The 22,744-nt window shown below is 59.8% G+C and carries 20 protein-coding genes; 18 read left to right on the forward strand and 2 right to left on the reverse strand.

Annotated elements, in window-relative coordinates; translation table 11 throughout:
* Positions 1-86: 86 nt before the first annotated feature.
* Positions 87-1,172, forward strand: a complete 1,086-nt coding sequence (locus C7436_RS11730) for a GGDEF domain-containing protein (RefSeq protein ID WP_121207949.1) — start codon at positions 87-89, stop codon at positions 1,170-1,172.
* A 5-nt stretch (positions 1,173-1,177) separates the two neighbouring features.
* Here C7436_RS11730 and C7436_RS11735 read toward each other — a convergent pair whose 3' ends face one another.
* The gene (locus C7436_RS11735; protein ID WP_170155433.1) at positions 1,178-2,092 is read right to left on the reverse strand and encodes an alpha/beta fold hydrolase; all 915 of its coding nucleotides are present in this window, start codon (positions 2,090-2,092) and stop codon (positions 1,178-1,180) included.
* Positions 2,093-2,273: 181 nt separating this feature from the next.
* On the opposite strand from C7436_RS11735, the gene folE reads away from it, so the two are divergent.
* The 12 genes from folE to C7436_RS11795 all read left to right on the forward strand — a co-directional run bounded on the left by folE (position 2,274) and on the right by C7436_RS11795 (position 15,822).
* Positions 2,274-2,843: a GTP cyclohydrolase I FolE gene (gene folE, locus C7436_RS11740; RefSeq protein WP_011787185.1), complete on the forward strand. Its 570-nt coding sequence runs from the start codon at positions 2,274-2,276 to the stop codon at positions 2,841-2,843.
* Positions 2,844-2,869: 26 nt separating this feature from the next.
* Positions 2,870-3,244 (forward strand): dihydroneopterin triphosphate 2'-epimerase, encoded by a 375-nt coding sequence (gene folX, locus C7436_RS11745; RefSeq protein ID WP_014423006.1) that lies wholly within the window; start codon positions 2,870-2,872, stop codon positions 3,242-3,244.
* Positions 3,245-3,257: 13 nt separating this feature from the next.
* On the forward strand, positions 3,258-3,692 hold the full coding sequence (locus C7436_RS11750; protein ID WP_121207950.1) for a CoA-binding protein: 435 nt from the start codon (positions 3,258-3,260) through the stop codon (positions 3,690-3,692).
* Between the two features lie 169 nt (positions 3,693-3,861).
* Positions 3,862-5,172 (forward strand): HD-GYP domain-containing protein, encoded by a 1,311-nt coding sequence (locus tag C7436_RS11755; RefSeq protein ID WP_121207951.1) that lies wholly within the window; start codon positions 3,862-3,864, stop codon positions 5,170-5,172.
* 59 nt (positions 5,173-5,231) lie between these two features.
* Complete coding sequence (locus tag C7436_RS11760) at positions 5,232-7,499, forward strand: putative bifunctional diguanylate cyclase/phosphodiesterase (RefSeq protein WP_121207952.1); 2,268 nt, start codon at positions 5,232-5,234, stop codon at positions 7,497-7,499.
* Between the two features lie 53 nt (positions 7,500-7,552).
* The gene (locus tag C7436_RS11765) at positions 7,553-7,873 is read left to right on the forward strand and encodes a hypothetical protein (RefSeq protein ID WP_121207953.1); all 321 of its coding nucleotides are present in this window, start codon (positions 7,553-7,555) and stop codon (positions 7,871-7,873) included.
* Between the two features lie 243 nt (positions 7,874-8,116).
* Complete coding sequence (locus tag C7436_RS11770; protein WP_014423036.1) at positions 8,117-8,551, forward strand: MerR family transcriptional regulator; 435 nt, start codon at positions 8,117-8,119, stop codon at positions 8,549-8,551.
* A gap of 3 nt (positions 8,552-8,554) precedes the next feature.
* Positions 8,555-11,137, forward strand: a complete 2,583-nt coding sequence (locus C7436_RS11775) for a heavy metal translocating P-type ATPase (RefSeq protein WP_121207954.1) — start codon at positions 8,555-8,557, stop codon at positions 11,135-11,137.
* A 117-nt stretch (positions 11,138-11,254) separates the two neighbouring features.
* Positions 11,255-11,704 carry a DUF411 domain-containing protein gene (locus C7436_RS11780; protein WP_014423038.1) on the forward strand — a complete coding sequence of 150 codons (450 nt, stop codon included), beginning with the start codon at positions 11,255-11,257 and terminating at the stop codon, positions 11,702-11,704.
* Positions 11,705-11,790: 86 nt separating this feature from the next.
* Positions 11,791-13,509, forward strand: coding sequence for a GGDEF domain-containing protein (locus C7436_RS11785; RefSeq protein WP_023011553.1), 1,719 nt, complete (start codon positions 11,791-11,793; stop codon positions 13,507-13,509).
* A 71-nt stretch (positions 13,510-13,580) separates the two neighbouring features.
* The gene (locus tag C7436_RS11790; protein WP_023008711.1) at positions 13,581-15,563 is read left to right on the forward strand and encodes a ribonuclease R family protein; all 1,983 of its coding nucleotides are present in this window, start codon (positions 13,581-13,583) and stop codon (positions 15,561-15,563) included.
* A gap of 61 nt (positions 15,564-15,624) precedes the next feature.
* On the forward strand, positions 15,625-15,822 hold the full coding sequence (locus tag C7436_RS11795; RefSeq protein WP_011787196.1) for a hypothetical protein: 198 nt from the start codon (positions 15,625-15,627) through the stop codon (positions 15,820-15,822).
* A gap of 12 nt (positions 15,823-15,834) precedes the next feature.
* Here the strand turns inward: C7436_RS11795 and C7436_RS11800 are convergent, their stop codons facing one another.
* Positions 15,835-16,746, reverse strand: coding sequence for an acyltransferase (locus tag C7436_RS11800; RefSeq protein ID WP_170155434.1), 912 nt, complete (start codon positions 16,744-16,746; stop codon positions 15,835-15,837).
* Positions 16,747-16,925: 179 nt separating this feature from the next.
* Between C7436_RS11800 and C7436_RS11805 the strand changes: the two genes are divergently transcribed.
* The 5 genes from C7436_RS11805 (at position 16,926) to C7436_RS11825 (ending at position 22,744) form a co-directional block, all read left to right on the forward strand.
* Positions 16,926-18,077, forward strand: a complete 1,152-nt coding sequence (locus C7436_RS11805; protein ID WP_121207956.1) for an alpha/beta fold hydrolase — start codon at positions 16,926-16,928, stop codon at positions 18,075-18,077.
* 162 nt (positions 18,078-18,239) lie between these two features.
* Positions 18,240-19,151 (forward strand): LysR family transcriptional regulator, encoded by a 912-nt coding sequence (locus C7436_RS11810; RefSeq protein WP_121207957.1) that lies wholly within the window; start codon positions 18,240-18,242, stop codon positions 19,149-19,151.
* A 116-nt stretch (positions 19,152-19,267) separates the two neighbouring features.
* The gene (locus C7436_RS11815) at positions 19,268-20,485 is read left to right on the forward strand and encodes a Bcr/CflA family multidrug efflux MFS transporter (protein ID WP_121207958.1); all 1,218 of its coding nucleotides are present in this window, start codon (positions 19,268-19,270) and stop codon (positions 20,483-20,485) included.
* Between the two features lie 120 nt (positions 20,486-20,605).
* Entirely contained in the window at positions 20,606-21,103 is a 498-nt protein-coding gene (gene tpx / locus C7436_RS11820; RefSeq protein ID WP_011787201.1) for a thiol peroxidase, read from the forward strand.
* 318 nt (positions 21,104-21,421) lie between these two features.
* A complete protein-coding gene (locus tag C7436_RS11825; protein WP_228198120.1) occupies positions 21,422-22,744 on the forward strand; it encodes an MATE family efflux transporter in 1,323 nt (440 codons plus the stop codon).

The following is a 22,744-nucleotide window of genomic DNA, read 5'->3' on the forward strand; positions in this document are numbered from 1 at the left end:
TTGCTTTCGCTCGCGGGACTCCGTGCTAGACTTGAGCCATCGATTACAAACGGAAACATGCCGGTTATGAACAGCGGGAGTAGGCTGTGAATCTATTTGCCTCGCCAAATACCCTGGCAACCAACCCGACCCTGGCTGTTCTCGGGTTCAAGCGGCAGTTGGTCTATCACCTGCACATCTGGGCTTTCATTGCCGTCGCGCCATTGGTCATGGTTCAGTGGCAAAATGGCAACATTTTACTGTCATCCCTGCTTATCCTGTTCTGCCTGAACGCTGCCCTGGTGATCGCGTTCCTGCGTTTTCGCAGTACCTATTTCTTCAAGGGCCGGCTGTTCCCCATACTGGCCGTGGTATGCGCAGCCTATTCCACCCTCATCAATGGCCACGCCGGCCTCTACTGGGCCTATCCCGCCGCCATTGCCCTGTTTTTCCTGCTGCCCCTGCGTGAAGCCATTTTCTGCAATATCGTGTTTGTGTCGGTCATGGCGGTGGTGTCTTTCTTCAAGTTTCCGGAGGCGGACTTCTGGCGTATCACTTTTTCACTCGGTCTCAGCTGCCTGTTTGCCATGATTTTTGCCTGGCTGGTGGGGCGCCTGCAGGCCGAGCTCACCCGCCTGGCGACAACCGATCCACTGACCGGCTGCCTGAACCGCTCCCAGCTGGCCGACATTCTGAACAGCCAGATTCAGATGCGGGAACGCTATGAGCGGGTCTCCAGTCTGGTGCTGATCGACCTGGATTACTTCAAGACCATCAATGACCGCTGGGGCCACCTGGCCGGTGACAAAGTACTCAAGGAAATGGCGCTGCGGGTACGCAAGCGCCTGCGGGAGAGTGATCAGCTGTTCCGTATCGGCGGCGAAGAATTCATGGTCGTGCTTCCGGAAACCCGGCAGAAGGACGCCGACACCCTGGCGCACCAGTTGCTGACCAGCATCAGCGCCCGGCCATTCCTGGACGACATCCGGGTAACCGCCAGTGCCAGTGTGGCGGAAGTTACCCAGGGCGAGACCTGGTCGGTTTGGCTCAACCGGGCAGACCAGGCCCTGTATGAAGCAAAATCCCGTGGCCGTAATCAGGTGGTGAACGCTCCCAGGCTCGCCAGCCAGGAGGACATCCTGGATCGGGCGCCAATGGCAGACCCGGCCACCGGCGGCACCACACCGGCCTGAGCTGGCTAGCGCGCCTTGCGAAACTCCCTGTAGGCGCTGTAGACATCCCAGGGTTGCTCAAAGTGGGGGTAATGCCCAACATTGCGCAACATCACCACATCGGCCTGAGGGATCAGCTCCCGATAGCGCCGGGCCATGGCGGCGCCGGACACCGGGTCGGCACCACCGGAAATCAGTCGCATGGGCTGCTCCGCCTTTTGCAACGCTCCGACCCAGCGGTTGCGGTGACAACGACGCTCCTCCATGAACTGAATCAGGCGATGCAGCACGCCCCGGCCGTTGTTGTAGTTCAGCAGATGCCAGAAGTCGTCCATGTCCTGCCGGCCCGGCGGATTACGCGGCCCGAACAGACGGCGGAAGTTGCGTTCGAACAGCGATCGGCTGAGGCCCCGGCCAATGAGGCCACCCAGGGGGCTGCGCAGAATCTTCTGGATAAACAGGGGATGGTGAACTTCCGGAAACAGGCCACCGTTTAGCAGGCAGACACTGCTGATGGCAAACGACAGCTCGCCCTCCTGCTCCCGGGCCAGCAATTCCTGTACGACCGTGGTGCCGTAGTCATGTCCGAACAGGTGCACCCGCTCAAGGCCCAGCCCCTCAATCCAGCCCTGAATCAGATCCGCCTGGTCTTCGATACTGTAGGAATAGTGCAGCGGTTTGTCGGAAAAGCCGAAACCGAGCATGTCCAGGGTCAGCAAGTTATGCTCGCGCACCAGCATGGGCCAGATTCGGCTCCAGTCCCAGCTCGCGGTCGGGAAACCGTGCAGCAGAACCAGCGGCTCCCCCTGCCCGCCCATGCGGCTGAAGATGGCGTGGCCCTCGTAACTGAACCATTTGCCAGCCTGCTGCCAGGCTTCCAGCGTAAATGTGTCCTGGCGACCAGACGCCGCCACTTCTGAACCCGGTATCACCTGTTCCATGTGCAATCCATGACCGTACCCGAAACCCTCACACTTTAGTGCAAAGCTGCTGCCGGAGCCATATCGCCTTTGGCGTCCTGTGCGGTGGTCCTTTTCAGGGCCACAGACGTAAACCATGGAGATACCCGGCGAATTGCCTTAAGCTTTGGCCTTTTTCAGACACCCCAAACCGGAATCGATTATGTCTCTACCCCTTGATGATCTGGCCGATCACTACCGCACCATTATCCAGGGCCTGGGCGAAGACCCGGATCGAGAAGGCCTCCAGAATACGCCCATGCGTGCAGCCAAGGCCATGCAGTTCCTCACCCGCGGCTACCAGCAGGACCTTGAAGAGCTGGTCAATAACGCCGTGTTTGAATCCGCCATGGACGAAATGGTGGTGATTCAGGACATCGAGCTGTACAGCATGTGCGAACACCACATGCTGCCCTTCATCGGCAAGTGCCACATCGCCTATTTGCCCCAGGGCAAGGTGCTGGGCTTGTCCAAGTTTGCCCGCATTGTCGACATGTATGCCCGCCGGTTACAGATTCAGGAAAACCTGACCCGGCAGATTGCCGAGGCCATCGAGAGCGTTACCCAGGCCAAGGGCGTTGCGGTGGTCATTGAAGCCCAGCACATGTGCATGATGATGCGCGGCGTCGAAAAGCAGAACTCGCGCATGAAAACCTCCATGATGCTCGGGCAGTTCCGCAAATCCCAGGCAACCCGGACCGAGTTCCTGAACCTGATCTCAAGCAACCGCTGATATCCGACTGACCCCAGGGAGTTGTTATGGCAAACGCCCAGAAGCCACTGGCCCGTGTCCAGATCAAGAACCTTCTTCTGCGCGCCTATATCGGCATCAAGGAAGAAGAGATCAACAACCAGCAGGATGTGGTGATTAACGTTTGCCTGACCTACGATGCCTCGGAGGCCATCGAGCGCAATGAAATCTCTGCTGCGCTCAACTACCGCACCATTACCAAGCAGATTATCGCCCATGTGGACGGCCAGCGGTTCGCCTTACTGGAGCGCCTGACCCACGAAGTATTGACCATCGTCATGGAACATGGCGCCGTGCGTTGGGCCGAGGTAGAAATCGACAAGCCCCATGCGCTACGTTATGCGGAATCGGTTTCCGTGACGTTGGAAGCCAGTCGCGACTAGGAGAATCTGCATCATGCCCAGCAACAGCCCCGAACAGATCCGGGAGATCCTGGAATCGGTTAATACCATCGCCCTGGTGGGTGCCAGCGAGAAGACCAACCGGCCTTCCCATGAAGTGATGGAATACCTGCAGCACCAGGGCTATCGGGTGATTCCGGTGAACCCGCGCCTGGCCGGTCAGCAGGTTCTGGGCGAAACCGTCTACACAGATCTCGCCACACTTCCAGAGCCAGTGGATATGGTGGAACTTTTCCTGGCTCCTGAGCGTACCGATGCGGTAATCGACCAGGCCATTGAGCAGAAGGTTCCGGTGCTCTGGCTGCAGATCGGCGTGATCAATGAAACCGGCGCCCAGCGTGCCGAAGCCGCCGGCCTGACGGTAGTGATGGATCGCTGTCCCAAGCAGGAGATTCCACGGCACGGCCTGCGCACCCCGGCCAATCGCTGAACACCCTTTCCCGCCCCTGCCGATTGCCTGCATTGCGGTAGCTGGCCTGAGAACCGGCTACCGGAGCTGAGCTGGATCAAGAGCCAGATCACAGTTTCAGATCGTAACTGTTACCAATTGCGACAGTCTGACATACTCTTTGAACAATAATTCGAAGACTGGCAGGGCCATGTGGTTCCGAAGTAAACCAGGCAAATCCAGAGCAGCCGCTAAAGGCCGCGATGTTCAGAGCACCCCCAAGGCGTCTGCAGACGTTGTACTGGAACGGGTGCGCCTGCCTGTGGACCTGCTTCAGTCCGGCATGAAAGTGGTCAAGCTTGACCGCCCCTGGACCGAAGTGCCGGTCCTGTTCCAGGGCTTCACCCTGCAGACCGAGGCCGAAGCCCGGGTACTGCGCCAGTATTGCGCCTGGGTCGTGGTCGAGGATGAGGCCGAAAGGCTGGCCCCGGTTCTGGATCAGATTCCCCACCTGAAGCAACGTACCACCGAACCCCTGCAAGAAACCCGCACGCTCGAACAGGAACTGCCCCGGGCTGCTGACACCTGGAGCCGAACCCAGCAATTCGTGGAGAAGGTGATCCGGGACATCGAGCAGCACAACGATCTGGAGCTGGCGTCTGCCCGACCACTGATCCGGTCCTGCGTGGACAGTGTCAAAGCCAACGCCAGTGCCATGTTCTGGATGGCACGGATCAAGCACCGGGACGCCTACACCGCCGAACACTGTTTACGCGTCGCCATTTTTACCGTGGCCTTTGCCCGTTTCCTGGGCCTGCCCGAGGATGACCTGGAAGTGGCCGGCATGTGCGGGCTCTTACACGATATCGGCAAGTTACGGGTACCGGACGAGATCCTCAACAAACCCGGGCCGTTATCCCCCCGGGAATATGAGGTGATGCGGGAACATACCACCCTGGGCCATGAACTCCTGAAACAGGATCCAAGCCTAGACCCGATCATCAGCGATGTGACCCTGCATCACCATGAACGTATCGACGGCCGGGGTTATCCACAACAATTGCCCGAGTGGCAGATCAGCCGGTTTGCCCGCCTGATTTCCATTGTTGACGCCTACGATGCCATGACCAGCGACCGCTGTTACCGTGACGGCATGTCACCCGCCGATGCCGTTCGCATCCTGTATAAAAATCGTGCTCAGCAGTTTGATGCCGACATGGTGGAGGCCTTTATCCGGATGATCGGGATTTATCCCCCCGGTAGTCTGGTGGAACTGAATACCGGTGAAGTGGCCCTGGTGGTCAGCACCCACCCGGGACGCAAGTTAAAGCCGAAAGTGGAGATTTTGCTGGATAACAACAGACATCCGATCACGCCCCGGGTAATGGACCTGAGCAGCCAGACCACCACGGACGGCCCCGCCAGAGAAATCAAGGCGCCGCTGCCGGATGGCGCTTTCGGTATCTCTCTGGAAGGCCGAGTTAAACAGCTAATGGCCAAAACCATTGCAAATCACTCATAATCTGGCCGTGCCTGCCGTTAAATCAGGTGCACCCGAAGCCAACCACACCGGAGCATAATGTGGCGAAACCCGAGACATCCATCAGACTGGTCGTACGCGCGCTGATGAGCCCGGTTTTCCCGGTTCTGATCTTCCTGGTGTTTCTGGGTATTGCCACCGGGCTCCGGGTTGGCCTGATCCAGCAGAATACCCACCAGATCCAGACCAATCTCAGCAATGAAGCCAGAGCGCTCGCCAACAACCTTGAGCGCGAATTCATGGTGCACCTCGATGCCATCGGTCGTATGGCCATGCGCATGCAGGCCAATCCATCCCAGACCGAGGCGCTCTGGCGTGAGGATGCGCGCAATTATCTGAGAGACTTCGGGGTTTACCAGGCCATTGAATGGATTGACCGCAACTACATCATCCGCTGGCTGGAACCCCTGAGCGGCAACAACGATGTCATCGGTTTCAATGTCGCCTTCAATGAACAGCGGCGAGCGGCGCTATCGCGAGCTGCAGCCTCCGGACAGTACGATATTTCCGGCATCATTGACCTCCGACAGGGCGGAGAGGGTCTGGTGATCTATCATCCTGTCGGGCGGGGTGATGCCAATAACGGTTTCATGGCTGGCGTTTTCAGAATGAATACGCTGGCAGAGCAAATGTTGACCCGGCGGGTCCTTGAACAGTTTCAGGTCACCATCACCCAGAGTGACCAGACCAGTTATCTGCTGAACACCTCGTCGGACCTTGATAACTCGCTGAACCACACCGTACCGATCAACCTGCCGTCCCTGGACTGGTCACTGACACTCACGCCTTCGAGACAGTGGGTCGAAGGCCAGCGCAGCAGCTGGCCTACCATGACCTTTACAAGCCTGCTTCTGATGGGCCTGCTCACCAGCCTTACTACCCTGCTGGTGCAACTCATCCTGAAACGCAACCAGGCTCTGCTCAAAACCCGTAAAGAGCTGGAACAGGAAATCGATCAGCGAGTAGCCATGCAGGTGGACCTGGAACGGCTGGAGTCGACCGACACCCTCACGGGTCTGGCCAATCGCCGCTTCTTCATGGAAGACCTCGCGCATACCATCAACATTGCCGATCGACAGCTGCGCCAGATCGCCCTGGTGATGCTGGATCTTGACCGCTTCCAGATGCTTAACGATTCCCTTGGGCATCAGTTCGGGGATGAGCTTCTGATCAAGGTGTCTGAACGCCTGAACGGGTTGAGCAATGAGCGGGTACTGGTCGCCTACTCCGGTGGTGACGAGTTTATGGTGTGTCAGCAGCAGGTCGATGACATTGACGATGTGATTCACCTGCTGGGCCAGATCAAGCAGTGTTTCGCCGCGCCGTTCGAGGTGCAGGGCGAGGCTCACAGTATTACCGCGACCATGGGTGTGGCGGTTTACCCCCAGAGTGGTCTGGACGCGGATACACTGTTACGCAATGCCGATATTGCCCTGTACCGGGCCAAGGAGCAGGGCCGTAATACCTACCAGTTCTATACCGAGGGCATGCAGGACCGCGAAGTGCTGCGTCTTGAGCTGGACCGTGACCTGAGCCAGGCGTTGGCTAATGATGAATTCGTGCTTTACTTCCAGCCCCAGCTCAATCTCGACACCGGCCAGATCAACAGTGTCGAGGCGCTGATTCGCTGGCAACACCCGGTTCGCGGGCTCCTGCCTCCGGTGGAGTTTATTCCGCTGGCTGAGGAAAGCGGCCGGATTACCGAGATCGGCCGCTGGGTGGTACTGGCCGCCTGCCGTCAACTGGCGCGCTGGAAAGGCACGCCCTGTGAGCACCTGAGAGTCGCGGTGAACCTGTCCGGCCGCGAACTGGATGACGATTCCCTGATTGACCATATCCGTTCAACCCTGGCATCGGAGGCAGTGGATCCGTCCCGGCTGGAGGTGGAACTGACTGAGGAAATCTTTATCCAGAACATCGAGCACAACCTCAATCAGTTGTCCCAGCTGCACCAGCTGGGTGTGCATCTGGCGATTGATGACTTCGGGGTTGGTTACTCGTCTCTGGGCTATCTGAGAGATTTCCCGGTCGACCTGCTGAAGATTGACCGGTCGTTCATTACCGACGTCACTGAGCGCCACGATGATGCGGTGATTACCCGGGCGGTGATCAATCTGGCCCACAACCTGGGCATTCAGGTAGTGGCTGAAGGCGTCGAGACGGAGGAGCAACTGAACTTCCTGAAAGCGCACCGATGCAATCTGGCCCAGGGCTATCTGATCAGCCGGCCGATTCCGGCGGCCGATCTTGAGCGCGCACTGGCCGAGGGTATTCTGATCCCGGGCCTGCCCGTCGGTTCCGGTTTGTAATTACCGGGCCAGAACTCCACACTTCACTTTCAACGGTTTGTCACGAGAGCGTTATGTCGGCCAGATATCTGACTTCGGAGCAGGATGCACAGCTTCGCCGCTGGGAGCGGTGGAACCGAAATTATTTTGTGTTTGCGTTTGTGGCGTTGATTGTGGTGCTGGTGTTCAGCAGTCAGTTGGGGCTGTCGTCCGGCGATGACTGGGGGTCGCTGGGGGTGTTGCTGGCGTTGCTGGTGGCGCCGATTGTGGTTCTGCAATTGCGGCTGAGGTGCCCTGCCTGTGGCGTGAAAATTGGCTGGCAGGCGAAGCTGATGGCGCCGGATCAGTGCAAATCATGCGGTGTGTTTCTGCGTTCGAAAAACTCTTCTTCCTGATATTCTCTCCGAAAACCTTTGACCTGTGAGTTGGTCACAGGTTTTAGTCTTGTTCTGTGGATTTGGGAGAATGCCGTGTCGGTGTGGGTGGCGCTTCCGAAAACCGCTGCAAGTACTTCCCTGTACGCTTGTCTCCGCCATCCATGGCTACGAACATTTTCGGAAGCGCCACCCACACCAACACTCCGAAACATCTGAACAAGTCTCCCATCCACCCACATGCTCGTTGGGGGATTCGGCACCATGAAAGTCAAAGAAATCGCCACCGCCGCCGGGGTTAACCCGGATACCGTCCGGTTTTACACCCGGGAGGGTTTGTTGCGCCCTACTCGCAATCCGGACAACAACTATCAGCAGTACGATGCCGAGGATCTGCGACGGTTGCGGTTTGCCCGCAAGGCACGGCAGCTGGGGTTTTCTCTGCCGGAGATACGGCAGATTCTGGAGCAGGCGGACGATCATCATTCGCCCTGCCCGATGGTTCGGGATGTGTTCCAGCAGCGGCTGGCGGAGGTTGAGCGGGAGATTTCGGAGTTGCAGAAGTTGCGGGCGCGGATGGTGTCGGCATTGTCCACCTGGCAGGACATGCCCGATGGTACGCCGGATGGACATACGATTTGTCGGTTAATCGAACATTGGGATGATCCTTCGTCATCATCCTGCTGTGAGGAGTCTTGAGTAATGAGTGAAGCATCGGTTCTGAAAACAGCGCTGAGTATTTCCGGCGCCTCTTGTCAGGGTTGTGCGAAGAAGATTCGTCATGCTCTGGAACCGCTGACCGGGAGCACCGAGCGGGTGGAGGTGAATCTCGAAGACCAGACCGTGGCCCTGCCTGAGAATGTGGATAGCGCCGAGGCGGCACGGATAGTAACGGAGGCTGGCTACCCGGCGGAGCCGTTGGTTCATAACGAACCCATCGGCAGTTGTTGCGCATCCAAAAAGGATAATTCTGCCGCTGATAAGGCGCCGGACTTGGATACACCAGCTCCCTCGGCCGACGTCGAGCCATCGGATGCCGGCGACGGGCAGATCGCGCTGGCGGTCAGCGGGGCCACCTGTGCATCCTGTGTGAATACCATTGAGAAGGCGCTGATGTCGGTCCCCGGTGTCACTCACGCTCATATGAATCTGGCGGACAGCACCGCGACCGCCAGCGGTGATGCCGATCCGCAGGCGCTGGTGCAGGCGGTGGAGAGTGCGGGTTATGGTGCCCGGGTGATTGAAGACGCGGATGCCGCCGACGACCGCAAGCAGGAAGAGGACAAGAAGCAGTACAAGGTGCTGCTGGTGAAGATGGCCATCAGTCTGGGGCTGGGCCTTGGGTTGATGATCTGGGGCATGGGCTTCGGGTCGATGATGGTGACCGAGGCCAATCAGCTTACCTGGATCAATCTGGGCATTCTCACTCTGGGGGTGATGATTGCCACCGGCGGGCATTTCTACACCGGGGCCTGGAAGGCGTTCAAACATCATAACGCCAATATGGACACGCTGATTGCTCTGGGTACCGGCACCGCCTGGCTATATTCGATCGTGGTGGCCAGTGCGCCGGAGGCGCTGCCGGAGATGGCGCGCCATGTGTATTTCGAGGCTTCGGCGATGATCATTGGCCTGATCAATCTGGGCCAGGCCCTGGAGTTGCGGGCCAAGGGCAAGACCTCGGAAGCGGTGCGCCGGCTGCTGGATTTGCGGGCGAAAACGGCCCGGGTGATCCGCGATGGCCAGGAACAGGATATTCCCGTTGAAGAGGTTCAGAAAGGCGACCGCATCCGGGTGCGCCCGGGCGAGAAGCTGCCGGTGGACGGGGTGATTACCGAAGGCTCCACCCGCATTGATGAAAGCATGCTGACCGGTGAGCCCATGCCGGTGGGCAAGGGAGAAGGCGATGAGGTCTCGGCCGGTACTCTGAACACCCACGGCTCGATTATCTATGAAGCTACCCGGGTGGGCAGCGAGACCGCGCTGGCCCAGATCATCAAGCTGGTGAAGAAGGCCCAGGGCTCGAAACCCGCCATTGGCCGGCTGGCAGACAAGATCTCTTCGGTGTTCGTGCCCACGGTGATGCTGATTGCCGTGGTGTCGGCGCTGGTCTGGTACAACGTCGGGCCGGAGCCGGCGGTGGTGCACATGATGGTGGCCGCCACCACGGTACTGATCATTGCCTGCCCCTGCGCGTTGGGGCTGGCCACGCCCATGTCGGTGATGGTGGGTGTTGGCAAGGCAGCAGAGTACGGTGCGCTGATTCGCCAGGGCGATGCCTTGCAGACTGCCGGAAAAATCGATCTGGTGATTCTGGATAAAACCGGCACCATTACCGAGGGCCATCCCGCGGTAACCCGGGTGCACGCGGCAAACGGCGATGAGACGCGCCTGCTGGCATTAGCCGCCGGGCTGGAGCAGCATTCCGAGCATCCGCTGGCAGAAGCCATTCTGGACAGGGCCCGCGAGAACGATGTTGAGCCAGAACCGGTCTCCGGCTTCGAAGCGCTCAATGGCAAAGGTGTGCAAGGCAAGCTTGATAGCGAACCGGTACGCCTGGGCAATCGGCGCTGGCTGGAAGCCGAAGGGCTGTCTATCGAGGCTCTGGATGATGCCGCCGCAACCATCACCCGGGAGGCCGGCACGCCGCTGTTCCTGGCGGTGGGCCAGGAAGTGCTGGGTGTCATCGGCGTGGCAGATGCGATCAAACCGGATTCCGAGGCTGCCATCCGGCGCCTGCACGACGCTGGCATCAAGGTGATGATGGTCACCGGCGATGTCGATGCCACCGCCAAGGCCATTGCGGCCAAGGCCGGCATCGATGACTACCGGGCCGAGGTGTTGCCGGAGGACAAAGCCGAAGTGGTCAGCGAAATGCGAGGTAAAGGCCACACGGTGGCCATGGTGGGGGATGGCATCAACGATGCCCCGGCGCTGGCGGCTGCGGACGTGGGCTTTGCCATCGGTACCGGCACCGACGTGGCCATTGAAAGTGCGTCCATCACCCTGATGCGAGGTTCCCTGCACGGGGTGCCGGACGCCATCGAGATCTCCCGGGCGACCGTGAAGAACATTCACCAGAACCTGTTCGGAGCCTTTATCTATAACTCCCTGGGTATTCCGGTGGCCGCCGGCCTGCTCTACCCTGTGTGGGGCATCCTGATGAGTCCGATCCTGGCCGGCGCCGCCATGTCGCTGTCTTCAGTGACGGTGGTTTCCAACGCCAACCGGCTACGGCTGTTCAAGACCAGCCATACCAAAGTATCAGCAGAGGAGCGGAACTGATGACAACATTTCTGGTCAATGCCGGTGGTCTCGCCCTGATGGCTGCCATTGTCTGGTGGTTCTGGCTCTCCGGCTCTAACTCGGACAACTCCGATCAACATCACTGAGGTAATCACCATGAGAAAACACACCCTTGCCCTCGGCCTGATGGCTGCCCTGGGATTCAGCACCACCGCCCTTGCCGGCGGTGCGGCCCAAAGCATTCACGTGTACAAATCCCCCACGTGCGGTTGCTGCGGCGACTGGATCGACCATCTGGAAGAAAACGGTTTTGATGTCACCGCCACCAACAGCGACGACATGGGCAGGATCAAAGCCGAAGCCGGGCTGATTCCGGGTCTGGGCAGTTGCCATACCGCCTTTGTCGACGGCTATGTGATTGAAGGCCATGTGCCGGCGGACGACATCAAGCGCTTGCTGGCGGAAGCCCCCAAGGCCACCGGCCTGAGCGTACCGGGTATGCCGGCGGGCTCTCCGGGTATGGAGATGGGCGACCGGAAAGATCACTACAAGGTTATTCTGTTCAACGACCAGGGACAGACGCGGGTGTTCAACCAACACAACTGATGGTTCTGCCTATTTTTTCTACACGATAGCCCCGCTCTGTTCTATGATGGAGTATAGATTCAGAACACGATTGGCAAGGACACATTTTGAGCCTCAAAACCCGCATTCTCGGGCTGGCCGCGCTGTTGATCATAGCGGCAGGAACCGCTTCCTGGCTGGCCTATCGGGCATTATCGGAAGATATTATTGAACGCTGGGGCCAGCAGGTCGCCGAGATCCAGGTACGCTATGACAGCGCCCGACTGTTGCAGTCCCTGGAGCGGGAAATCGGGCTGGCCCGGCAAATGGCCCGCTCCTCCACACTGATTCAGTGGGCCCAGTCACCGGAAGACCCCGCGCTGGAAAACCAGGCCATCCGCCAGATGGAGAGTTTCCGCAGCAACTTCCGGGATAACAGCTATTTTGTGGCCCTCCGCTCCAATGGTCATTACTACTACAACAACGCCTCCAACGATTACGCCGGCGACCAGTTCCGCTATGTGCTGAGCCCGGACAAACCCGACGATGCCTGGTTCTTCCAGCTCATTGACGAAGGCCGCGACTTTCACCTGAACGTCAATCCCGATACCGAACTTGGCGTTACCAAGCTGTGGATAGACGTGCTCATGCGCGATGCCGACAACAACATCGTCGGCATGGTGGGTACCGGCCTGAATCTGGACGACTTTCTGCAGGACATTGTCGACATCGGCCAGGACGGCATTACCACCCTGTTCGTGGACTATAACGGCGCCATCCAGCTGTACCGCGATCGCAACTACATCGATTTTGCCACCATCATCAAACCCGAAGGCCAGAAAAACACCGTGGATCTGCTGTTCGACGATCCCCAGGACAAACAGCAGATTCTGGGCATGCTGCAGATGCTCAAACAGCGTAATGGCGAAGATGGCGCGGTGGAAAGCGGGTTTGTGTCGGTGGATGGCCGCAAGCATCTGGCCGGCGTGGCCTTTCTGCCCGCCATTGGCTGGTTTGAGATTACCCTGCTGGACCTGAACACACTGATCCCCCGGAGCTATCTCTGGCCTCTGGTAGCGGTGTTTCTGGTCAGCCTGCTGGTCACCCTGGTGCTGTTCCACCAGATCATACAGTCCCGCATTCTGCGCCCGGTCATCAGCCTCGAGGAAGCCGTGCACCGGTTACGGGACGGTCGCTTTGATCTTCCCTACCTGCCCAAACCGGACAACGAGATCGGCCGCCTGGTGGATCATTTCGAAAAAATGTCCCACTCCCTGCAAGATACCACCCGTGAGCTGGAACAGAAGGTGGCCCACCGCACCGAAGAACTGCAGCGTCTGGCCCGGGTCGATGCCCTGACCGGCCTGAAGAACCGGCGGGGCCTGGACGAGGTGATGAATGAGGAAATCCAGCGCGCGGAAAGGGAGCAGAAGGGCTTCGGGCTTCTGTGGCTGGACATAGACCACTTCAAAGCCATCAACGACAGCCAGGGCCATCAGGCCGGCGACGAGATTCTGTGCCGGGTTGCGCTCTGGCTGAAAGCGGCGGTTCGGCCCTACGACCACCCCGGTCGCTGGGGCGGCGACGAGTTTGTAGTCCTGCTATCACCCTGCGATGCCGCCACGCTGGAGCAGATCGCCTGTCGTATTCGCGCCAGCGTCGAGCAGGAAAGCCAGCGCACCGGAACACCGGTAACCATCAGTGTTGGCGGCTATTTTTGCCAGCCCGGTGAAGATCTCGATGTCCTGCTGCGCAACGCAGACCAGGCTCTGTACGAGGCCAAGCGAAACGGCCGGAATCGGGTCTGCATCCGCACGGGTACCGGCGAGGCCATTCATCCGGCCTGACAGATCTGACTCGCACTGGCAGAACCGTTATACTCCGCTGCAACACACTTTTTTATTCAGGTTATCTCTTCATGCTCAACGCCGACGCTCTCAATCAGTTGCGCCAGCTGAAAACCGACATCAAACAGAACAAGGTGGTCTTCCCCGGTACCGTCAAGTCCACCAACGGTCGTTTCGGCTTTGTGGCCCTGGATGAAGGGCGGGATGTGTTTCTGCCTCCCGAGGAAATGCAGAAAGTCCTGCCCGGTGATCGGGTCAATGTCACCGAACACGAAGTGGAAAAAGGCAAAACCCAGGGCGTTGTCGACGAGCTGCTGGAATCGCACCTGACCACCTTCGTGGGCCGCTATCTGATCAAGGGCAAAGGCCACTTTGTGGCACCGGAAACCCCGGGCATCAACCGCTGGATTTTTATTCCGCCGAAAGAACGCAAGGGCGCCCAGCCCGATGATTTCATCTACTGCCAGATTCACCGCCATCCGATCAAGGACGGCAAGGGCCAGGCGAAGGTGCTGCGGGTGATCGGCAAGGCCGGTGAGCCGGGCATTGAACGGGCCTTCACCCTGGCCAACTTTGATTTGGCCGATGCCTGGCCGGAAGAAGTGCAGAAGCAGGCCGACACCCTTACTGAGGAATCCGTTACCTCACACCGCGAGGGCCGGGAAGACCGTACCGAACAGCCCTACGTGACCATCGACAGTCCGGGCACCCAAGATATGGACGATGCCCTGATGGCAACCCCGAATGCCACTGGCTGGACCCTGTCCATCGCCATCGCCGACCCGACCGCGATGATCGAGCCGGGCAGCCCGGCCGAAGAAGAAGCCTTTAACCGCGCCACCGCCATCTATTTCCCGGGTGAGCCACTGCCGATGTTACCGGACGCCATCAGCACCCGCCTGTGCTCGCTGATGCCAGAGGTACCCCGGTTGGCCCTGGTGTGCGACCTGCAGGTGAACAACGATGGCAGCCTGGGCGACTACAGCTTTCGCCAGGCCGTCATCCGCTCCCAGGGCAAGCTGAGCTATGAGCTGGTGTCACACCTGATTGAAGGTCGGGAAGACGATGACATCAAGGCCTTGCCCGAAGCAGTCGCCAACAGCCTGGACCAGCTGCATCAGGCCGCCACTGCCCTGCGCAAATGGCGCTCGGAGCACGCGTTACTGAGCAATGATCGCCCCGAATTCCGGTTGCGTCTGGACGAGAATAAGCGAATCCGGGTGATAGAACCGGCGGTGCAGAACGAAGCCCACCGTCTGGTGGAAGAATGCATGGTCGCGGCCAATCGTTGTGCGGCCGATTTCCTGGAAAAGCAGGGGCAAGGCCTGTTCATTCAGCATCCGGGGCTGCGGGACGACCGCGCCGACAATATCCGTAAACTGCTGGAGGGCTACGCCCCGCATCTGGCCGAACTGGATGCCACCAGTGCCGAAGGCTTCAAGGCGTTGATGAAGCACACCGATGGCCTGCAGGCCGATGTGCCGGTCAAGTCCATTCTCTCGCGCCAACTGGCCCGGGCCGAACTGGGCTTCGAGCCTGCTCCGCATCAGGGTATGGGACTGGCGGCCTACACCACCTTTACCTCACCGCTGCGCAAGTTCTCGGACTTCTACGTGCACCGTCTGATCAAGGCCGCACTCTGGGATCAACCCATCAAGGCACTGAACCCGCAGCAGCTGGAGAGTCTCCAGACCACCCAGTTCCGCGCCCGCATGGCTGCCAACACCCTGGAGGCCTGGCTCAAGAGCGATTACGCCAAAGGCCTGCCAGCAGATCCGATGGAAGGCACCATTACCCGCACCATGCCATCGGGTTTTTTCGTGCGCCTGGATTGCAATGGCCTGGAAGGCTTTGTCAGTTGCAAGGACCTGGAGGGCAAGTTCAGCTTTGATCCGGTTACGCTGCGCCTGGTGCACAACAAGAACGGCCGGATCTTCCAGCTGGACCAGCGGGTAACCGTGAGCTTTTCCGGTGTGGACGAAGAGCGTCGGCAGATCAACTTCAAACTGCTCGAGGCCGAGGACATTAATCCCGGAACCAACGACAAGGGTTGAAAACCAGCCGGGCAGACACACCGTATCTGTTCAGAGGTCTTCTGTTTTCAGGAGGTGTGTTATGCCCATCAGTCCTCAGGAATTTCTGCGAAAGTACGGCTTCGACAAAGAAGAGGAAGAGCCCGACCATAGCCTGCGCCACAATGCCATGGAGCATGCCAGGCATTTGAAACGGCCCCATGCCGGTACTCCCCATGACTGGGAAGAATGGGAAAGGTTCAAGAAGGAACACCCGGATCAGGTCGAAGACGACGACTGACCCGGTACAGCATCAGCTGAGGTTCTGGTCCTGCCGGGCCAGCATTCGTCCCAGCCGCTCGTCTTTGGCACGCCACAGATCGCCCAACCAGTCCTTGACGTTACGGCGGTGCTCGGCGTCCTCAGAGTAATCCCTGCCCTTGAGGTGTTCCGGAATGGCCTGGGTATCAATGGTCATCCGGATCTCCGGCACCCGCCCGCAAATGAAGTCCCAGAACGTTGGAGCGCCATCGGGATAGGCAATCGTGACATCCACCAGGGTATCAATGGAATCCCCCATGGCATCCAGCACAAAGGCCACTCCACCGGCCTTCGGCACCAGCAAATGCTGGTATGGTGACTTCTGCCGGTCGTGCTTGGCCGGGGTAAAACGGGTGCCTTCCACAAAGTTCATCACGCTCACCGGCGTGTAGCGGAATTTCTCACAGGCCTTGCGGGTCGCCTTCAGGTCATCGCCTCGTTTTTCCGGGTGCTTGATCAGATACTCCCGGGTGTAGCGTTTCATAAACGGGAAATCCAGCCCCCACCAGGCCAGGCCGATCACCGGCACCCAGATCAGCTGTTGTTTCAGGAAGAACTTCAGAAACGGCGCCTGGCGATTGAACACCCGCTGCATGGCGAGGATATCCACCCAGCTCTGATGATTGCTGAGCACCAGATACCAGCTCTCGCGCTTGAGCTTGTCGGCGCCTTCCACGTGCCAGCGGGTATTGTGGGTGAGCTTCATCCAGCCTGTATTACAGGCCACCCACGACTCCGAAATCCAGATGATCACGCGGGTGCACAACACCCGGAAACCCTTATGCGGAATCACCAGCTTGAACACCGCGGGGATATAGAGCAGCAGGCACCAGAACACGGTGTTCAGGCCTAGTAGCAGCGAATTAAGCACGCCAATAACGGGGGCAGGCAGGAAACTGAGCATGGGCATCCTGTTGTGGTTGTTGTTTCCGAAGCCCGCAATCATAGCAACCTGGCAGCCGCTTGGGCAGTGGCCCGAAGTGACCAAAACGCCGACCGGATGTGACAGTCTTGCCATGGCTGGGGGAATGAATCCACTCTATTATCTGACTCCACACGCACCGCTGCTACACCGGATACCCTATGCGCAACCCCCTGAAATCCGCCATCAAGACCTCCTCCGGCCTCGCCCGCCAGAGCGCACTCTACGCTGGCAATGCCTTCGACCGGATTTTCCGGGCGGCCAGCCTGGTACAGGCAGGCCAGACCCCGTTCGAGACCCTGTACAGCAATGGGCTGGTGAGCCTGCGATACTATCCGCCGCTGGAGGAGGATTTCATCGAACTGGATGGCATGGTGATCCCGGTAGAACGCAAGACCCACCGCACGCCGATCGTCATCATTCCTCCTCTGGCCGTGAATATGCTGATCTATGATCTGTTTCCCCAGCGAAGTCTGGTGCGTTTCCTTCGAGCCAGAGGATTCGAGGTCTATCTGATCGACTGGGGTATGCCGGGCCGGGAACACACCCACTACAACATGCATACCTATGTTGCCGAATTCCTGCCGGAGTATCTGAATCGGGTCCGGGAACATAGTGGAGAACAGGAGCTGTCACTGCATGGCTGGAGCATGGGCGGCATGTTCACGCTGTTCTACTCTGCCCTCAGCAAGGACCAGCACATCCGCAACGCCATCGTTCTGGGCCTGCCCATCGACAGCCACGCCTCCGGCCTGATCGGCTGGATGTACCAGCGCATTGCCGATGTCGCCGAACAGGTGCGCAAACGCACCGGTTTCCGGCTCCACGACATGAAACCGCACTGGTTCCATACCCCGGGCTGGGCCAACACCATCGGCTTCAAGTTGACCAACCCGGTTGGCAGTGTGATGGGCTACTGGGAGTTGATCGTGCGCCTGGGCGACCGCGAATTCGTCACCAACCATGCCACCACCTCGGCCTTTCTGGACCGGATGGTGGCCTACCCCGGCGGTGTCATTCAGGACACCGTGGTCCGGGTCTGGATTGATAACCAGTTGGCCAAAGGCCAGATCCAGATTGGCGACGACTTCGCGCGACTGGAGAACGTAAACGCCAACTTACTGGCCATCGCCGGCCAGGAAGACACCCTCGCTACACCCGGCGCCGCCAAGCGAGTGATGGACCACGTCAGCTCCACGGATAAGACCTTCCGGGTGGCCCCCGGCGGGCACATGGGGATACTGGCCGGAAGCAAAGCGCCCCGGGCGTCCTGGCTTGAACTGGCCGACTGGTTGGCCGCAAGGTCTGACTAAGGCGTTGGCCGACCGGCAAGTGGCTCGGAAGACCTTTCCAAAAAACGCTCCTTCGGCACATCCCTGTGGCGCTTCTGCTCCGCCATCCCTGGCTCCGCAAATTTTTGGAAAGGTCTTCCGAACCACTTACCTACATAAGCTTACTGCTTTAAACTGCCACCCATGAAACCTGTTGATATGTTGAGCCTGGATCTGCGATCCCTGGCAACGTTTGTGGCGGTTCTGGATGAGGGCAGCGTGTCCCGGGCGGCGGTTCGCCTGGGCGTTACCCAATCGGCCGTGAGCCACACCCTCGAGCGCCTGAGACAGGCCTTCGGCGACCCCCTGTTTGTGAAATCAGGGCGCGGCATTGTACCCACCGACTACGCCCTGCGCACCGGCCCCCACATCCGCCAACTGCTGGACGATCTGCGCACCCTGCCCTCCGGGCCTCCCTTCGAACCGGCGTCGGCGGAATTCACCTTCACCATTGCCGCCAACGACTACCAGCGGGATCTGCTTCTGCCCGGGCTGCTCCGAATCCTGCGGCAGAAGGCCCCGGGCATCCAGCTGCAGGTGATTCCCTCCGGCATCCCCAACGCCGACATGCTGCGCAAAGAAGCCTGCGACCTGATCATCAGCCCGCACGCACCGGAAACCACGGACATCATGCAACGGGGCCTGATGGCGGACCGCATGGTGGTGTTCTACGACCCAAACCAACGCAACGCGCCCACAGATCTGGCCGAATACCTGAAAGCCGATCACATCGCCCTGATGTTCGCCACCGGCGAACGGCCGGGCTTTGAAAACACCCTGCACGCCAAGGGCCTGGACCGCCGCAACGTGGTCACCGTCTCCAACTTCTCCGGCCTGCCCGAATTCCTCCGCGGCACCGACATGCTGGCCACCGCCCCGGAACGCATGAGCGCACAACTCATGCGGGACTTCGCCTGGGTTCCACTTCCCTTCGACTACAAGCCCTTTACCCTGCTGATGCTATGGCACCGACGGCACCAGAATGACCCGGCCCACCGCTGGGTACGCAACCAGGTGAATTCGGTTGCAGCGACCATGAACGGGCTGAACGATTAATCAATCAGTTTTGTTCATGTATTGCATGAGGCTACAAGCCGTTATCCAAACGCACCATAAACCCTAGACTTCACGTCAATCGTCGACCTAGCGCAACTCTAAAGTCAGGACAAATAGTGTTAGCACTCACAAGCATCTGGACAACCATACTGCTGGCCGCCGCCGTCGCCCTCGGGCCATTGGCCGTGGACATGTACCTGCCAGCATTGCCCCAGATCGGCGCCGACTTCCATGCCGGCACCGATCAGGTCCAGCTGACCCTGAGCGTCTATCTGGCCGGCTTCGCCATCGCACAACTCATCTGTGGGCCGCTGGCCGACCGCTTCGGCCGCAAACCCATCATGATCGGTGGCTTCCTGCTCTTTACTGTTGCGAGCATCGGCTGCGCCCTGGCCAACAACATCGAAACCCTGCAGCTGTTCCGGTTTCTGCAAGCCCTGGGCGGCTCCGCCGGCCCTGTGTTGGGTCGCGCCATCATCCGCGACATCTACACCCCCCGGGAAGCCGCCAAAATCCTCGCCCTGCTGGCCAGCATCATGGCCCTGGCCCCGGCAGTGGCCCCTACCCTGGGCGGCCTGATGGTCGGCGGTCTCAGCTGGCACTGGATCTTCATCGCCATGGGCGGCTACGCCCTGGTCATGGCCGCGGTCACCGCTTTTGGTATCCCTGAGCCCCTGAAACCGGAGTATCGCCAGCCCCTGCGCCTGTGCCACCTTTTCGCCAACTACCGGCGCATCAGCACCGACGCCAGCTTCATTGGCTACACCCTGACCAACGCCGCCATCTACGGCGGGCTGTTTGCCTTCCTGTCTGGCGCCTCCTTCGTGCTGATTGACGTACTGGGGGTTCAGCCCGAGCACTTCGGCTTCTACTTCGCCGCCATCGTCGTGGGCTACATCGCTGGTAATCTGGGCTCCATCCGACTGGCGCGTTACCTGGGGCCGGATCAGATCCTGTTCTACGGTCTGATCACCGCTCTGGCCGGCGGCGCCATCATGGCGCTCCTGGCCTACCAACAGGTTTACAGCCCGTGGGCGGTGATGATTCCCCAGGCCATCTTCATGGCCGGTACCGGCCTGGTACTGCCCCAGTGCATGGCCGGCGCCCTGGCCAACTTCCCCACCATGGCCGGCTCCGCCTCCGCGCTTTTTGGCTTTATCCAGATGAGCGCCGCCGCCATCGCCGGCGCCATCGTCGGAGCCCTGCACAATGGCACCCCTCTGGTGATGGCCACCGTCATCGCCACCTGCGCCGGCCTGGCCATGATCGGCTACCTGCTGCTGGTACAACGCTACCCGGCGAAAGCCTTCGAAACCGGAAAAGCCAGCGCCTGAGAGGCTCGCACGAGCATGATCCAGCTAAAGTCGGGGATGAAAAGTCATCCAAAGTAAGCTACACAGAGTAAGTTGCAGAACGTAAAACCAAGGAACTCTCAACAAACTCAGGAGCAGCATATGAGCAACGTTACCCTCGACGGCAACCCCATTGAACTGAGCGGGAAATTTCCCCAGCCGGGCGATAACGTACCACCCTTCACCCTCACCAGCAGCGGGCTGGAAGAAGTCAAACTCGACAACTGGGCCGGTAAACGCAAAATCCTCAACATCATCCCCAGCATCGACACCGGCGTATGCGCCGCCAGCACCCGCAAGTTCAACGAAAAGGCCGGCAGCCTCGACAACACCGTAGTACTGGTTATCTCCGCGGACCTGCCCTTCGCCGCTTCCCGTTTCTGTGGCGCCGAAGGCCTGAAAAACGTGGAAACCCTGTCCACCTTCCGCAACTACAGCTTCCAGCAGGACTACGGCGTCGCCATCCAGAACGGCCCCCTCGCCGGCCTCTGCGCCCGCGCGGTGGTGGTCCTGGACGAGAACAACAAAGTGATCCACAGCGAACTGGTCAACGAGATCAAGAACGAGCCGGATTACGATGCGGCTTTGAGTGTGCTCTGAACCGAACCAGCTACTGACGCCTCATCAGTAGAGTGCCCTGATACGTTCCGGAGTATTCCAGAACGTTGGGGCGGTCGGGGGCGGAAGGCTTTCCAAAAATTTGTGGAGCCATGGGTGAAGAGCGAAAAGCTCTTCACGGGCCGGCCAGGGATGGCCTGCCCTGGACCCTCTGCGCGACGCAGGAGCGATTAGCGCTGAGGGGCGGAACACAAGCGCCCATGGATGGCTTGAGCGCTTTTTGGAAAGCCTTCCGCCCCCGAGTGCTTCCACCAATGCTAGAATCCCCGCCACACTCAATACCAAGGCCCTCAAGCTAACGTGCAAAACCACCTGCAAAACGCCTCCCTGGGCCGCCAGCTCTACCACATGACCTGGCCCATGCTCTTCGGCGTGCTCTCGCTGATGACCTTCCAGCTCACCGACAGCGCCTTCGTCGGCCAACTCGGCCGCGACCCGCTGGCAGCACTGGGCTTTACCGTGCCCATGCAGCAGCTGGTCAGCGGCATGTACGTCGGCCTTGGCATTGCCACCACCGCCATCATCTCCCGCACCCTGGGCCAGGGTGACGATATGCGCGCGCAACGCCTGGGCGGCCTGGTGGTCGCCATTGGGGCCGGTCTGGCCTTTATTCTGTGCCTGTCGGTCTGGCTCCTACAAAGCCTGATCCTGGACCTGCTGGGCGCCGAACAGGCCCTGCGGCCGGTGATTCGCGAATACTGGGCACCCTGGCTGCTCTCCGCGTGGACTGGCGCCATGGTCTACTTCAGCTACGCCGTGTGCCGCGCTAACGGCGATACCCGCCTGCCGGGCTACATGATGATCATCACCAGCCTGCTCAACATCGCCCTCGACCCGCTGTACATCTTCGTGTTCGGCTGGGGCCTGCCCGGCGCCGCCTGGGCCACCATCACCGCCTTCGGCATTGGTGCGCTGATCGTCTACCCGATCCTGCTCAAACGCCAGTGGCTGCGGTTCGACCTGCTCCAGCTACAACTGGCTCAGGCTGTGCGCCAGCTTGGCGGCATCATGGCACCGGCCATGGTCAGCCAACTGATGCCACCGGTCTCGGCCATGCTGGCTACCGCACTGGTGGCGGGGTTCGGGTCTGCCGCGGTGGCCGCCTGGGGCCTGGGCACTCGTCTGGAGTTCTTTTCCATTGTGGTCGTGCTGGCCCTGACCATGTCCATGCCGCCCATGATCGGCCGCATGCTGGGGGCCGGGGAAATCGAAAAAATCCGCAAGCTGGTGCGCATTGCGGTGCGCTTTATCGTGATCTGGCAGCTGGCCATCGGGCTGATCTGGCTGGCCGCCTCCGGCTTCGTCTCTGGCCTGTTCAGCCGCGATGCCGGGGTACAAGATATTCTGGTGAGTTATCTGCTGCGAGTGCCGCTGAGCTACAGCGGGCTTGGCGTGTGTATTCTGATGGTGTCGGTCAACAACGCGCTGGGCATGCCCATGCGCGCACTGTTGATTTCCACCCTGCGGCTATTCGCCTGCTATCTGCCCCTGCTCTGGGTTGGCGGGCAACTGGCCGGGCTGACCGGGCTGATGTCCGGCGCTCTGGTGGGCAACCTGCTGGCCGGCACCATGGCCTATAGCCTGTATCGCCAGGGTATGAGCCGGTTGCGCCAGCAGGGGTAA

It is taken from the genome of Marinobacter nauticus, from assembly GCF_003634635.1.
In the GTDB taxonomy this organism is placed as follows: domain Bacteria; phylum Pseudomonadota; class Gammaproteobacteria; order Pseudomonadales; family Oleiphilaceae; genus Marinobacter; species Marinobacter nauticus.

Coding starts and splice junctions, on each gene's coding strand:
- folE (WP_011787185.1), top strand. CDS start 2,274: ATGTCTCTACCCCTTGATGATCTGGCCGATCACTACCGCACCATTATC.
- C7436_RS11795 (WP_011787196.1), top strand. CDS start 15,625: ATGCCCATCAGTCCTCAGGAATTTCTGCGAAAGTACGGCTTCGACAAA.
- C7436_RS11755 (WP_121207951.1), top strand. CDS start 3,862: ATGTGGTTCCGAAGTAAACCAGGCAAATCCAGAGCAGCCGCTAAAGGC.
- C7436_RS11770 (WP_014423036.1), top strand. CDS start 8,117: ATGAAAGTCAAAGAAATCGCCACCGCCGCCGGGGTTAACCCGGATACC.
- folX (WP_014423006.1), top strand. CDS start 2,870: ATGGCAAACGCCCAGAAGCCACTGGCCCGTGTCCAGATCAAGAACCTT.
- C7436_RS11790 (WP_023008711.1), top strand. CDS start 13,581: ATGCTCAACGCCGACGCTCTCAATCAGTTGCGCCAGCTGAAAACCGAC.
- C7436_RS11805 (WP_121207956.1), top strand. CDS start 16,926: ATGCGCAACCCCCTGAAATCCGCCATCAAGACCTCCTCCGGCCTCGCC.
- C7436_RS11765 (WP_121207953.1), top strand. CDS start 7,553: ATGTCGGCCAGATATCTGACTTCGGAGCAGGATGCACAGCTTCGCCGC.
- C7436_RS11810 (WP_121207957.1), top strand. CDS start 18,240: ATGAAACCTGTTGATATGTTGAGCCTGGATCTGCGATCCCTGGCAACG.
- C7436_RS11780 (WP_014423038.1), top strand. CDS start 11,255: ATGAGAAAACACACCCTTGCCCTCGGCCTGATGGCTGCCCTGGGATTC.
- C7436_RS11800 (WP_170155434.1), bottom strand. CDS start 16,746: ATGCTCAGTTTCCTGCCTGCCCCCGTTATTGGCGTGCTTAATTCGCTG.
- C7436_RS11750 (WP_121207950.1), top strand. CDS start 3,258: ATGCCCAGCAACAGCCCCGAACAGATCCGGGAGATCCTGGAATCGGTT.
- C7436_RS11775 (WP_121207954.1), top strand. CDS start 8,555: ATGAGTGAAGCATCGGTTCTGAAAACAGCGCTGAGTATTTCCGGCGCC.
- C7436_RS11735 (WP_170155433.1), bottom strand. CDS start 2,092: ATGGAACAGGTGATACCGGGTTCAGAAGTGGCGGCGTCTGGTCGCCAG.
- tpx (WP_011787201.1), top strand. CDS start 20,606: ATGAGCAACGTTACCCTCGACGGCAACCCCATTGAACTGAGCGGGAAA.